Annotated in this window: 14 protein-coding genes; 10 read left to right on the top strand and 4 right to left on the bottom strand. The window is 73.0% G+C overall.

Annotated features, from left to right (window positions below; genetic code table 11):
• From uidA to KZX45_RS11645, 3 genes are read right to left on the bottom strand one after another with little or no spacing between them, the layout of a single operon-like run.
• Entirely contained in the window at nucleotides 1-1,770 is a 1,770-nt protein-coding gene (uidA, locus tag KZX45_RS11635) for a beta-glucuronidase (protein WP_248257910.1), read from the bottom strand.
• Nucleotides 1,771-1,814: 44 nt separating this feature from the next.
• Nucleotides 1,815-3,248 (bottom strand): glycoside-pentoside-hexuronide (GPH):cation symporter, encoded by a 1,434-nt coding sequence (locus tag KZX45_RS11640; protein WP_248257911.1) that lies wholly within the window; start codon nucleotides 3,246-3,248, stop codon nucleotides 1,815-1,817.
• A 43-nt stretch (nucleotides 3,249-3,291) separates the two neighbouring features.
• Nucleotides 3,292-3,948, bottom strand: a complete 657-nt coding sequence (locus KZX45_RS11645) for an AAA family ATPase (RefSeq protein ID WP_248257912.1) — start codon at nucleotides 3,946-3,948, stop codon at nucleotides 3,292-3,294.
• A 268-nt stretch (nucleotides 3,949-4,216) separates the two neighbouring features.
• Between KZX45_RS11645 and KZX45_RS11650 the strand changes: the two genes are divergently transcribed.
• From KZX45_RS11650 to KZX45_RS11680, 7 genes are all read left to right on the top strand, one after another.
• Nucleotides 4,217-4,840, top strand: a complete 624-nt coding sequence (locus tag KZX45_RS11650) for a hypothetical protein (protein WP_248257913.1) — start codon at nucleotides 4,217-4,219, stop codon at nucleotides 4,838-4,840.
• Nucleotides 4,841-4,984: 144 nt separating this feature from the next.
• A complete protein-coding gene (locus KZX45_RS11655) occupies nucleotides 4,985-5,848 on the top strand; it encodes a hypothetical protein (RefSeq protein ID WP_248257914.1) in 864 nt (287 codons plus the stop codon).
• Entirely contained in the window at nucleotides 5,845-6,279 is a 435-nt protein-coding gene (locus KZX45_RS11660) for a phage holin family protein (RefSeq protein WP_248257915.1), read from the top strand. Before KZX45_RS11655 ends, KZX45_RS11660 begins: the two co-directional genes overlap by 4 nt.
• Complete coding sequence (locus KZX45_RS11665) at nucleotides 6,276-6,974, top strand: DUF3618 domain-containing protein (protein ID WP_248257916.1); 699 nt, start codon at nucleotides 6,276-6,278, stop codon at nucleotides 6,972-6,974. The genes KZX45_RS11660 and KZX45_RS11665 overlap by 4 nt, the downstream gene beginning before the upstream one ends.
• 16 nt (nucleotides 6,975-6,990) lie before the next feature.
• Nucleotides 6,991-7,707 carry a DUF2071 domain-containing protein gene (locus tag KZX45_RS11670; protein ID WP_248257917.1) on the top strand — a complete coding sequence of 239 codons (717 nt, stop codon included), beginning with the start codon at nucleotides 6,991-6,993 and terminating at the stop codon, nucleotides 7,705-7,707.
• 115 nt (nucleotides 7,708-7,822) lie between these two features.
• Nucleotides 7,823-9,040: a pyridoxal phosphate-dependent aminotransferase gene (locus KZX45_RS11675; RefSeq protein ID WP_248257918.1), complete on the top strand. Its 1,218-nt coding sequence runs from the start codon at nucleotides 7,823-7,825 to the stop codon at nucleotides 9,038-9,040.
• Between the two features lie 248 nt (nucleotides 9,041-9,288).
• Nucleotides 9,289-9,693 (top strand): hypothetical protein, encoded by a 405-nt coding sequence (locus tag KZX45_RS11680; protein ID WP_248257919.1) that lies wholly within the window; start codon nucleotides 9,289-9,291, stop codon nucleotides 9,691-9,693.
• Between the two features lie 10 nt (nucleotides 9,694-9,703).
• Here the strand turns inward: KZX45_RS11680 and KZX45_RS11685 are convergent, their stop codons facing one another.
• On the bottom strand, nucleotides 9,704-10,696 hold the full coding sequence (locus KZX45_RS11685; RefSeq protein ID WP_374112587.1) for an ABC transporter ATP-binding protein: 993 nt from the start codon (nucleotides 10,694-10,696) through the stop codon (nucleotides 9,704-9,706).
• Nucleotides 10,697-10,777: 81 nt separating this feature from the next.
• On the opposite strand from KZX45_RS11685, the gene rarD reads away from it, so the two are divergent.
• Genes rarD through KZX45_RS11700 form a run of 3 tightly spaced genes read left to right on the top strand, consistent with a single transcriptional unit; the run spans nucleotide 10,778 to nucleotide 13,072 of the window.
• Complete coding sequence (gene rarD / locus KZX45_RS11690) at nucleotides 10,778-11,662, top strand: EamA family transporter RarD (RefSeq protein ID WP_248257920.1); 885 nt, start codon at nucleotides 10,778-10,780, stop codon at nucleotides 11,660-11,662.
• 19 nt (nucleotides 11,663-11,681) lie between these two features.
• Entirely contained in the window at nucleotides 11,682-12,344 is a 663-nt protein-coding gene (locus KZX45_RS11695; RefSeq protein ID WP_248258035.1) for an ABC transporter permease, read from the top strand.
• Nucleotides 12,323-13,072, top strand: a complete 750-nt coding sequence (locus KZX45_RS11700) for an ABC transporter permease subunit (protein ID WP_248257921.1) — start codon at nucleotides 12,323-12,325, stop codon at nucleotides 13,070-13,072. The genes KZX45_RS11695 and KZX45_RS11700 overlap by 22 nt, the downstream gene beginning before the upstream one ends.
• Nucleotides 13,073-13,107 lie beyond the last annotated feature (35 nt).

Here is a 13,107-nt window from a genome sequence, read left to right on the forward strand (position 1 = left end):
TCATCCCTTCCAGCGCCTGCGCAGCGCGTGGGCCGCCGCCTTGGGCTGCCGGTCGCGGGTGAAGGCGCCCTTCTTGTTCCCGCCCACCCGCATGATCCCCGACGTGGTGGCGAAGTCGGCGAAGTTCCATACGTGCTCGCCGACGACGGCCTCGACGCTGTCGAACACCCGGTGGTTGGTGTCGAGGTAGGCGATCTGGTACTCCTCGGACCACGGCTCGGGGACGATGCTGTGCTGGCCCGGATAGGTGTCGGCGCCGTACTCGGTGATGATGATGGGTTTGCCCTCGGTGGACCACCCGTCGAGCTCGGCCTTGAAGTCGTGCTCGGCCGCCTCGAGGTCGCCGGTGTTGACGTACCAGCCGTAGTACCGGTTGAGCATGAGGACGTCGCCGAACTGGGAGACGCGGCACTTGCCGTGCGGCGCGAGCATGACGTTGACGAACCCGACGGGGCGGGTCGGGTCGGCCTGGCGGGCGACGTCGAAGAGCGGGCGGAAGTAGTTCTCGGCCGCCTCGGTCTCGGACTCCGGCTCGTTGGCGATGCTCCAGAGCACGACGCTGGGGTGATTCTTGTCGCGGGCGATCAGCTCGCGGATGGCCTGGGCGTGGACCTCCTGGGTGGCGTCGTTGGCGGTCTCCGGTGAGAAGGTGGTGTAGCCCTGGCCGCCGAAGATTCCGCCGCCGATCCCCATGTTGAGCCCGACCGCGGCGGTCTCGTCGATGACGACGACGCCCAGGCGGTCGGCGTGCTCGAGGACGTCCTCGGAGTAGGGGTAGTGGGAGGTGCGGAAGGAGTTGGCGCCGATCCAGTCCAGCAGCTGGAAGTCGTTGACGAGGTGGGCGTCGTTGTGGGCCTTGCCGATGACCGCGTGGTCCTCGTGCATGCCGAAACCCTTGAAGTAGAACGGCTCGCCGTTGATGAGGAACTCGGTGCCGCGCACCTCCACGGTTCGCACGCCCACCTTCAGGTGGTAGCTGTCCGCCGTCGCGCCGCCGTCGTCGAGCCTGACCTCCAGGTCGTAGAGGTACCCGTCGCCGGGGGCCCAGCGGTGCACGTCCGCCACGCTGAGGGTGCCGGAGGCGCCCGAGCCCGCGGCCACCTCGGCGCCGTCGGCGTCGCGCAGCACGACGGCGACGGCGGCGCTGCCGCCCTCGGTCTCCACGGTGTACTCCACCGTGCCGGTGGTGCCGTCCAGCCCCGTGACCACGGTGATGTCGGAGACGAACGCCCGCGGGGTGCTGTACAGCCAGACCGAGCGGTGCAGGCCGGCGTAGTTGAAGAAGTCGTGCCAGTACCGCTGCTTCCTGCCGCTGGCGGTCTCCTCGATCGCGCCGGGGGGGATGGACTGGAAGCTGAGCGTGTTGTTGACGACGGCGGTGATGCGCACCTCCTCCCCGGGGGTGACCAGGTCGGTGATGTCCGCCTCGAAGGGGGTGTAGCCGCCCTCGTGCTCGGCGACCTGGGTGTCGCCCACCCACACCACCGCCCGGTGGGTGGCGGACTCGAAGTTGAGCACGATGCGCTCGCCCGCCCAGCCGCGCGGCACGCGGACCACGGTCTGGTACCAGAGGTCGCCGAAGTAGTCGCGCACCGCGGCGTCGGCGACGACGTCGTTGAAGCTCGCCGGCACGGCCATCAGCTGCGTGCCGGGCAGCGGGCCGCGGTACCAGCCAGCCCGACGCCCCTCGCCGTCCGGGTCGAGGGCGAACCTCCACAGCCCGTCGAGCCGTTTCTTCTCCCGGCTGGCGGTGTCCTGAGGGCGCAGCATGACGATCCTCTCCGTAGGTGGCGGCTTGTCGGTGGGAGGGGTGGTCAGGGACCCGTCGCGGCGGCGGCGCGCCGGCTGGCGATCTCCGCGGTGATCTCGCGGAACTTGGCCTCGGTGAGCGGGTAGAAGAACATGACCGAGATCGACAGCAGGGCGAACCCGGCGATGATGCCCCCCGTCCAGAGCTGGATGTTCTCGGCCACCCCGGGCTCCTGGGGCTCGCTGGCCGAGGCCCGGGCCGCGCTGAAACCGGCCCAGGTGAGGGCGAAGCCACCGACGAACCCGCCGATCGCCTGGCCCATCTTGCGGGTGAAGGAGAACACCGCGTAGGTGGTCCCCTCGGTGCGGTTGCCGGTGCGCCACTCGCCGTACTCGACGGTGTCCGCCTCCAACGCCCAGGTGAGCGTGTTGGCGCCGTTGATACCCAGCCCCATGAGGAAGAACGCCACCGGCCCGAGCAGCGGCACCGACGACAGGGGCGAGAACGCGAGCACGGCGGCGCCGACGATCACCGCGACACCGAAGATCACGAACCCGGAGCGCTTGCCGATGGTGCGCACGAGCGTCGGGATGAGCGGGCCGACGACGAGGATGGCGATGGTCTGGGCCAGGATGTTCCAGGCGATGTACTGCGCGTTCTGCTGGACGTAGATGGCGATGTAGGAGCCCAGCGTGCTGAGCGCGGTCACGGCGGTGAGGAAGAGGACCGCCCCCAGGGAGAGCCACATCAGCGGCTTGTTGGTGGTCAAGGTCCGCAGGCTGTCCCTGAGGGAGACGGGCGTCGCCGGCCGGGCGACCTGCTCGCGCGTGCTGGAGACCAGGAACAGGTACAGGACCATGCCGATGACCACGAAGGCGGCCGTGGTGAGGAACAACGACCTCTGGAGCGCCACCGGGTTGTCCACGTTCGCCCGGATCTGCGGGGCGATGGCGAAGGCGAGGCCGAGGATGGCCAGTGCGGCACCGTACCCCCGGAAGACGGCGAGCCGAGAGCGCTCGACCGGGTCCTGGGTCAGGGCAGGCGCCATCGACCCGTAGGCGATGTTCACGAGGGTGTAGAACACCGAGCCCATCAGCAGGTAGGTGGCATACATGTAGGCGACCGCGGCGCCGCCGGAGATCTCGGGGAAGAACGTCCTCGCCGAGTAGATGGCCATGCTCGCCAGCAGCAGGGGCAGGGAGAACCAGAGGATGAACGGGCGAAACTTGCCCAGCTTCCCGGGCCGCTTGGCGTCGACGAGACGTCCGGCGATGAGATCCGTGAAGGCGTCGACGAACCGCACGACCAGGAACATCGTGCCGACCACGGCGCCCTCGATCCCGACGACGTTCGTGTAGTACAGAATCAGGAAGAACGACGCCATCGTGAAGGACAGGTTGTTCGCCGCGTCCCCTGCCGCGTACGCGAGGTAGTTGCGGACCGTGAGCTTCCTGGGGGCGACGATCCCGCCCGCCGCGGGTGACGCCGTGGTGTCCATGCTCAGCTCCTGTCAGCTCGTCGCCCTTGACGAACGGGTCCGGTCAGGCCCGCCGGGGCCTGATGGCGTTGACGATGGCCTCCGCGGCGGCGTCGAGCGTGATCCTGCTCGTGTTGATGACGAGGTCGTAGCGGTCGGGGAGGCGGGGGTCCCAGCCGTAGAGCGCCTTGGACATCTCGGCCCGGACGTCGTCCTCCCGCTTCTGGCGCCGCGCCGCGCGCTCGACCGGGATGCCGGCCTCCTCCGCGGCCCGCCGGACGCGGTCCTCGACGGAGCCCGTGAGCAGGACGTTGAGCGTGTTGGGCCGGTCCCCGAGGATCACCGCGGCGTTGCGCCCGACGATGACGCCGCCCTCGTCCGCGTAGCCGCGCACGACCCGGTTGTTCTCCATGACGAGGTCGTACTTCTGCTGCTGGGTGGCGACGACGTCGCGGGTGTCGAAGCCGCCGTAGGCCCCGCCCATCGCCGAGTAGACGGTCGCCAGCACGGCGTTGCGCTGCAGAGTGGCGTCCTCGCCGGCCTCCAGCTCCTCGGAGCTGAAGGCCTGGCGGTGGAAGGGCAGGCCCAGCGCCTCGGCCACCTTCTGCCCCACGGCGGTCGCGCCCGCGCCGTAGAGCTCGAAGATCGTGACGACCGGTCTGTCGGACGCGGTACGGGCCGCGTGCCCCGCCGGATCTCCCACGGCTGCACGGTCGGACATCGCGACCTCCTCGTCGAAGTCTGCTGCACCCAGGGTAGCCACCCGGGGCGGGATGATGCGCGCCTGATTGCGGTGCACGGGCAGAGGGCTGACGCGGTCCCGGATGTCGAGGACGCCGCCCGGCGTCCGTGCCGAGCCCCGTCCCGGATGCCGACGACGCCGCCCGGCGTCCTCCACAGCGTGAGACGGTGTCGGAGTCGCCGGGGAAAGGCCCCCGGCGCGGTAGCGCCGCCGTCCACGAGGTTGCGGCACGACAGAGGAGAAGCGCATGGAGCCGACACCCACTCCCCGCAGCGACGTCGTGGGCAGCCTCGCACGAGCGCTCGCGCAACGCGCCGGCGGCGGCATGGTCAGGGTGGCGATCGACGGGCCGGACGGTGCCGGCAAGACGACGTTCTCCCGCGACCTCGACGATGCGCTCCGGCCCCTGCTGGGCGACAGCGCCGAGGTGCGCCGGTTCAGCGCCGACCATCTGCTCATCCCGACCTCGCTCCGTCGCTCCGACAAGGCGGCCGACCCCCGATGGCTCTACGAGCACATCTACGACTGGGCGCGGATCCGGGAGATCGCGGCGGGCGCCCCCGAGTTCGACGCCCGCACGTCCGTCCTCCTCGTCGACGGCATGACGCTCCAGCGTCCGGAGCTGGCCGACCTGTGGGACGTGACGGTCTACCTCACCGTTCCCGAGGAGGTCACGGTCCAGCGCATCGTTGCAGTCACCTCCACGCGCGACGAGCCCGACTCGGCGATCGAGGCGCTCTACACCGAGCGGTACCTGCCTGCCCAACGGACCTACGTCGACACGGTGGATCCCATGTCCCGGTCCGACATCGTCCTGGAGATGAGCGATCCCGAGCGGCCCACCGTCCTGCGCTGGAACCTGCCCCGGTAGTCGGCCGGGCTTACCAGACGACGGCGTGTACCACAAGGTCCAAACGGCCGCGACTTTCGCCTCAGCAGGCGAACTTGCGTGACGTGACCCACGATGAGTCCGAGCGCTCCATCAGGACCGGACCGTACGAGAAGAGGACACGCCATGACGCAAGGACCGACCCCACCCACTGGTTCCGTCGGGAACCCGTTGGGCGAGCCCGTACCCACGACGTCGGGAACGACCGGCTACTCCGACACCTCGGGCACGTCGTCCACCAAGGACGCGGCCAAGCAGGAGGCCTCCCACCTGGCGCACACCGCCGGACAGGACGCCCAGCAGGTCAAGGAGACCGCCAAGGAGACGGCGAAGGAGACCGTGGCCGAGGCCAAGGGGCAGGCCCGGTACGCGGTGGCCGAGGCCAAGTACCAGGCGCGGGACCTGTTCGACCAGACCCGCCGTGAGATGACCGACCAGTCGAGCCAGCAGCAGCACCGGCTGGCCGGCGGCCTGCGCTCGTTCTCCGGAGAGCTCGACTCCCTGGCCTCCGGCACACCGCAGGAGGGCCTGGCGGCCGACCTCGCCCGGCAGGCCTCGTCCTACGCCGACAGGGTCGGGCGTTGGCTCGACGAGCGCGAGCCTGCCGACGTGCTCGACGAGGTGAGCCGCTACGCCCGCCGTCACCCCGGCACCTTCATCGCGATCGCGGCGGGCCTGGGCCTGCTCGCCGGCCGCGTGGCCCGCAGCCTGAAGGACGAGTCCGCCGAGGACACCGGCACGGCCCGCGGCGCCTACGCGCCGCCGTCGTACCCGCCGGTCTCGACCTACCCGCCCGCACCGGCCCCGGACTACGGCACGGAGTACCAGGCCGGGTACGGCACGCCCACGACCGGCACCACGGGGGTCGCGGGCGGCGCCTACGGCGCCCAGCCCGGCACCTCCGCCACGGGCGCGCAGGGCGGTGTCTACGGCACCGAGCCCGGCACCTACAGCACCGGCGAGACGTTCGGCACGGGTGAGCAGCGATGAGCACCCCGATCGAGCCCGGGCGGACTGAACCGCCGCCGCAGGCGTCGGTCGGTGAGCTCTTCGGCGAGATCTCCAAGGATCTCTCGACGCTGATCCGCCAGGAGATCGCCCTGGCGAAGGCGGAGACCACCGAATCGGCGAAGAAGGCCGGTGCCGGGGCCGGGATGTTCGGCGGCGCGGGCGTCGCCGGGCACTTCGTGCTCCTCTTCCTCTCGCTCGCCCTGTGGTGGGCGCTGGGAGGGCTGCTCGGTGGCGAGGGCCTGCCCGCACTGGGCTGGTCCGGCCTCATCGTGGCCGTGCTGTGGGCGATCGTGGCGGCCGTGCTCGCCGCGATGGGCAGGAACAAGATGAAGCAGGTCCGCGGCGTGCCCCAGACCGCGGAGACCGTCAAGAAGATTCCGGACGCTCTCAAGGGAGAGGACAGGCCATGACCACGAGCAGCAACGACCCTGACCAGATTCGCGCCGACATCGAGCGCACCCGCGCCGAGCTCAGCGACGACGTGGACGCGCTCACCGAGAAGGTCAGCCCGTCCCGCGTCGCGGAGCGGCAGACCCAGAAGGTCAAGGACGCCGTCGGCGGCGTCAAGGACAAGGTCTTCGGCGCCGCCGACGACGCCCGCGGCTCCGTCGGCGACAAGGCCGGATCCGTCCGGGAAGGAGCCGGATCGGTGAAGGAGAGTGCCATGGGAGCCCCGCACCAGGTCAAGCGCAAGGCTGAGGGCAACCCCCTCGCCGCCGGTCTCGTCGCCTTCGGCCTCGGCCTGCTCGCCTCCTCCCTGATCCCGTCCACGCGCAAGGAGCGCGAGGTCGTGGCCCAGGCGAAGGAGAGCGACGCCCTGCAGGGCGTCGCCGAGGGGGCGAAGGGGCTGGGCCAGGAGATGGCCGACCACCTGCGCGAGCCGGCCCGCGAGGCGGCTGAGCAGGTGAAGGTCACCGCCACCGAGGGTGCCGAGCAGGTGAAGGACACCGCGGCCAGCGGCGCCCAGGACGTCAAGGCCGAGGCGCGTGGCGCGGCCGAGGACGTCAAGGGCGAGGCCCAGGCCTCCAAGGACCGGGTCCAGGGCCCCGGCACCGGCTCGGGCACCGGCACGGACTACCCGCCCACCACGGGCGCCGGGTACTGACCCCACGGGGCGCGCGGTGTCCGGCCGGTCGCCCGACCGACAGGTCGAGCACCCGCTGAGCCTCCAGCGCTGGGAGGACCTGACCTTCCTGCACTGGGCCGTCCCGCCCGCCACCGTTCAGGCAGCGCTCCCGCCAGGCCTGGCCGTCGACACCTTCGACGGCCAGGCCTGGCTCGGTGTCACGCCCTTCCGCGTGCACGCCCGGCCCGCGCACGGGCCGGCACTGCCCAGGCTGTCCACGTTCGTCGAGGTCAACCTCCGCACCTACGTCCGGGGGCCCGACGGCGGGGACGGGATCTGGTTCTTCTCCCTCGAGTGCCCGCGCCTCCCGGTCGTGCTCGCCCTGCGCGCCGCAGGGGTCCCCTACGTCCGGGCCGAGGCCGAGGTCCACACCGCGCCGGGACACCTCCACTACCGCACCCGTCGGCCCGGGAGCGGGGTGGGCATGCACGCGAGCGTCGAGACCGGCGGCCCGCTCGAGCCGGACCCGCTCACCGACTTCCTCACGGGGCGCTGGTCGGCCTACGTCCGCCGTTTCGGCCGGCTCTGGCGGTTCGACGTCGAGCACGAACCGTGGCCGCTCCGGACGGCCCGGGCGCGCACCGCCGTCGCCGGTCTGGTGACGGCCGCGGGGCTGCCCGCGGTGACCGGGGAGCCCCTCGCCCACTACTCGCCGGGGGTCCGTTCGCGGGTCGGTCGGCCTGTGCACGTAAGCGCGAGCAGGAGGGCCTGACGGTCCCCCACGCTGCGGCGCTCCCGCGCCGGGCACTCAGCTGTCGAGCGCCCCGAGGGACGCCTGCCCGGCCGAGCGCGGGCGGGGCGCCGGCGGTTGTCGGCACAATGGGGCGATGCGAGAACGACGCTGGCAGGACGTCGCGCGGGCCACCGGCCTTGTCAGGGCCGACGGCACCGTCGCCGCCACGATCTTCGCCGAGATGTCCGCGCTCGCGACCCGCACCGGCGCGGTCAACCTCGGCCAGGGCTTCCCCGACGTCGACGGGCCCGCCCACGTCCGGGACGCGGCCGTCGCCGCCGTCCTCGAGGGCCACAACCAGTACCCGCCCGGCCCCGGCGTCCCCGCGCTCCGAGAGGCCGTCGCCGCCCACCAGCGCCGTCACTACGGCCTCGTCGTCGACCCCGAGACGGAGGTGCTCGTCACCGCGGGGGCCACCGAGGCGATCACCGCCGCCGTCCTGGCCCTGGCCGGACCGGGCGACGAGGTGCTCACCCTCGAGCCGTTCTACGACTCCTACGCCGCCACCGTCGCGCTCGCCGGGGCCACCCACCGCACGATCCCGCTGCGCCCTCGCCCCGACGGGTTCCACCTCGACCGCGACGACGTCGCCGCCGCCTTCACCGACCGCACCCGCCTGGTCCTGGTCAACTCCCCCCACAACCCCACGGGCACCGTGCTCACCCGCGAGGAGCTCACCCTGCTCGGCGAGCACGCCCGCGCCCGCGACGCGCTCGTCGTCACCGACGAGGTCTACGAGCACCTCACCTACGGGGCCGAGCACGCCCCCATGGCCACGCTGCCCGGCATGGCCGAGCGCACCCTGACGATCTCCTCGGCGGGCAAGACGTTGTCCTTCACCGGCTGGAAGGTCGGGTGGGTCCACGGCCCCGCGGAGCTCGTCACCGCCGTGCGCACGGTCAAGCAGTTCCTCACGTACGTGGCCTCCGGCCCCTTCCAGCACGCCGTCGCCACCGCCCTCGCGGACGAGGACGGCCGCACCGCCGCCTACGTCACCGGGCTCGCCGACTCGCTGCGGCAGCGCCGCGACACCCTGGTGGACGCCCTCACCGCGGCCGGGTTCACCCCGTCGGTGCCCCGCGGGACCTACTTCGTCGTGGCCGACGGCGCCGGGCTGGGCTACGCGGACGCGGCCGAGCTGTGCCGCGACCTGCCGGCTCGTGCGGGGGTGGTGGCCATCCCCGTCTCCGCCTTCTGCACGCCCGGCGGCCCGGTGGCGCAGGAGCTCGCGTCGTGGGTGCGGTTCACGTACGTGAAGTCGCCGGACGTCCTGGCGCGCGCCGCGGCGGGGCTGCGCCGGCTCCGCGATTGAGCGGCGCCGCAGCGGGGCTGCGCCAGCTCCGCGGCCGAGCTGCGCCGGCTCCGCGGCCGAGCTGCGCCGGCTCCGCGGCCGAGCGTGGCGCAGTTCCGCTCGGGCGCTCTCGGGGTGCTTGCCCGGAGGTCCGCTCGGGCCCTCTTCACCCTTCCCGATCGCGCGACGGCGGAGTAGACCTGAGGGTCCGAGCGGGTCCGCGGCGCGGCGACCGGGCTCCGGGCCCCAGGGACACACGGAGGTGTGCGGTGCGGGACTTCAGCAAGCAGACGTGGGTGCGGGAGACGGTCCAGGCCTCGCCCATGACACGGATGCAGAAATCGCGGGGACCTGCGCCCCGCGGGCCGGCCTTCCGGAAGCAGGCCGCGCACGGGCCGGGACAGCTGCACCCGACGGTGAGCGGGCCGCACGCGATGCCGGCGCTCGCGATCGGGGGGTTCGCGACGGGCGCGCGGAGCATCGCCGCCGCCAGCCTCCTCGCGACGGCGATGGGGGCGACGGCCCTGGGCGTCGTCGCGGTCTGGCGGCTGAAGGTGAGCAAGGCGGTCATCAACCAGCTCCGGATCCGCGAGCTGGAGGTCGACGAGCTCACCGTGCGCAGGCTCAACGTCGTCGAGAGCGCCTCACCGGCGACCGAGCAGCCCGGCATCTGACCTCGCCGCCTCAGCCCCCGTCGGTCTGCACGGCCCGCCGGAGGGCGGCGTGCAGCCCGGCCGGGCCGAGCGTGCCCACGGCCGCCCCGCCGTCGTCCGTCACGCCCACCACGCCGTCGGGGCTCGCCGCGAGGGCGGAGAACGCCGCCTCGAGGGGCTCCCCGAGGCGGACGACGACGGCCCGGTCGGCCCGGCCCGGCTCGACGTCGGCGCGCGCCAGCCGCGCGACCCGGAGCAGCTTGACGGCGCGCGCGTCCCCGACGAACCGCTCGACGAACGGGTTGGCCGGGCGCGAGAGCACCGCCGCGGGCGGCGCGAGCTGCTCGAGCCGGCCGCCCTGGCTGAGGACGGCGACCCGGTCGCCGAGCAGGAAGGCCTCGTCGATGTCGTGGGTGACCATGAGGACGGTGGTGCCCAGCTCGTCGTGGATGCGGCGGAACTCGGTCTGCAGGGACCGCCGTCCCTCGGGGTCGACGGCGCCGAACGGCTCGTCCATGAGCATCACCTTCGGGTGCGTGGCCAGCGCGCGCGCCACCCCCACGCGCTGCCGCTGACCGCCCGAGAGCTCGTGCGGGTAGCGCGGGCCGTGCACGGCGGGGTCGAGGCGCACCAGCGTCAGCAGCTCCTCGACCCGCTCGCGGGTGCGCCGCCGGTCCCACCCGAGCAGGCCCGGCACGGTGGCCACGTTCTGCGCGACCGTGCGGTGCGGGAAGAGCCCGACGTCCTGGATGACGTAGCCGATGCCGCGTCGCAGTCGCGCGGCGTCGACCCGGGCGACGTCCTCGCCCTCGAGCAGCACCCGCCCGCTGGTCGGCTCGACCAGGCGGTTGACCATGCGCAGCAGGGTGGACTTGCCCGAGCCCGACGGCCCGACGAGCGTCAGCAGCTCGTGCGCCGCCACGTCGAGGTCGAGGTGGTCGACGGCGACCGTGCCGTCGGAATAGGTCATCCCCACGCCGTCGAAGCGGATCAGCGCCACGTTCGGGGTCTCGGTCTCCGGCACCCTCCGACGGTACCGGGCGGCGGACGGATCGGCGCCGCACCGCGAGGACCTGCCACGATGCCGGGCGACGGGAGGAGGCGCGTGTCCACAGGTGTGCTGCTGTCGGTGCTCGCCTCGGCGATGTTCGGGGCGCTGTACGTCCTCCCGCCCCTGCTGGAGCCGCTCACCGGGCTCGAGATCTTCGGCTGGCGGGTGGTCCTCACCGCTCCGCTGGTCACCGTGCTGCTGATGCTCACGCGGCAGTGGCGGACGGTCGCCACGATGGCCGCCCGGGTCCGCACGCGCCCGGCGACGGCGGGCGTCCTCGTGCTCGCCGCTGCCCTCCTCGGCGTGCAGCTGTGGCTCTTCACCTGGGCGCCCGCCCACGGGCACGCGCTGGACGTGGCGCTCGGGTACTTCCTCATGCCGCTGGTGATGGTCGTCGTGGGCGTGGCGGCCTTCGGCGAGAGACTCTCCCGCGCCCGGCTGGCCGCCGTCCTGCTCGCCGCCGGCGGGGTCGCGCACGAGCTGGTGCGCGTGGGGACGCTGAGCTGGTCCACGCTGCTCGTCGCCCTGGGCTACCCCGCGTACTTCGTGCTGCGCCGGCGTGCTGGCACGGCGACGACCGGGGCGATGTGGTTCGAGTTCGTGATCCTCCTGCCGGTGGCGCTCGTCCTGGTGCTGACCGGGCCGTCGCTCGCCGTCGTGCCCGACCTGGCGCCGCTCCTCGCGCTGCTCGGCGTGCTCAGCTCCGCGGCGCTGGTCTGCTACGTCGTCGCCTCCCAGCTCCTCTCCTTCAGCCTCTTCGGGCTGCTCAGCTACCTCGAGCCCGTGCTGCTCGCGCTGGTCTCGGTCGCCCTGCTGGGGCAGGGCATCGCCCCGGACGAGTGGTGGACGTACGCGCCCATCTGGGCCGCCGTGCTGCTGCTCGCGCTCGAGGGCGCGGTCCAGGGCTCCCGGCTGCGTCGCCTGCGCCGGCCCCGGTAGCGTCACCGGCGTGAGGCCGATGCAGACGGGCGCGGACAACCCCTGGTTCTCCTGGCGGTACCTGGAGAACAACTGGCGCACGCTCGTCGAGCTGACCGGGCAGCACGTCAGCCTCACCGTCCAGGCCGTCCTCCTCGCCCTCGTGCTCGCGGTGCCCCTGGCGGTGCTCGCCCGCAACCGGCCAGCCCTGTCCGGGGCGGTCCTCGGGACCTCCGCCGTGCTCTACACGGTGCCCTCGCTCGCCCTGTTCGGGCTGCTCGCCCCGTTCACCGGCATCGGCCGGACCACAGTGCTCATCGGTCTCGTCGCGTACGCGCTGCTCGTCCTGGTCCGCAACACCCTCGTGGGGCTGCGGGGCGTCCCGGCGTCCGTCGTCGACGCGGCGGACGGCATGGGCTACCCGCCGGTGCGGCGGCTGCTCACCGTCGAGCTGCCCCTCGCGCTCCCCGCGATCATCACCGGGGTGCGTCTCGCCACGGTCACCACGGTCGCGCTGGTCACGGTGGGGGTCGTCGTCGGCTACGGGGGCCTCGGCCAGGCGATGTACCGCGGGTTCACCTCCTCCTACCGGGCCGAGATCATGACCGCCGCGGTGCTGTGCGTGGCCATCGCGCTGGTCGCGGACCTGCTCCTGCTGGCCCTCGGCCGCCTCGTCACCCCGTGGCTGCGGAGGCGGGCGTGAACGGCGGCTCGGCGCTGGGCGACGCCTTCGTCTACCTCAACGACCCGCTCAGCTGGACCGAGCAGGGCGGGATCCTCGACCTGCTGCGCGACCACCTGTGGATGACATTCGTCGCCGTGCTGCTGGCCGCCGCCGTCGCCCTGCCGCTCGGGCTGTGGTTCGGGCACGCCGGCCGCGGCGGGCAGGTGGTGGTGGCGACGGCGAACCTCACCCGGGCGCTGCCGACGCTCGCCCTGCTGTACATCCTCACCGCCTGGCTCGGGCTCGGGCAGTGGCCGACCATCCTCGCCGTCGCCGTCTTCGCGGTCCCGCCGATCCTGTCGAACACCTGGACCGGCCTGCGCGAGGTGGACCCCGCCGCCCGGGACGCCGGCACCGGCATGGGGATGTCCCCGGCCCGGCTGCTGCGGGACGTGGAGCTGCCGCTGGCGCTGCCGCTGATCGCCGCCGGCGTGCGCACCGCCGTCGTCCAGGTGGTCGCGACGGTCTCCCTCGCCTCGCTCGTGGGCGGGGGTGGGCTTGGCCTGATCATCTCCAACGGCATCTTCACCCAGCGCTACGGCCAGGCGCTGGCCGGGGCGCTGATCGTCGTCGCCGTGTGCCTGGGGCTCGAGGGGCTCCTCGCCGCCCTCCAGCGGGTGCTCACCCCGGCCGCGATGCGCAGGGGAGGACGACGGCGCCCGCGGCCGGTCTCCGTCGCCGACCCGACGCCGCACGCGGCGACGTAGGCCCGCGGGGCGTCAGCCCGTGCGCGTCCGGGTGC

The sequence above is a fragment of the Georgenia sp. EYE_87 genome (assembly GCF_023148685.1).
GTDB lineage: Bacteria > Actinomycetota > Actinomycetes > Actinomycetales > Actinomycetaceae > Georgenia.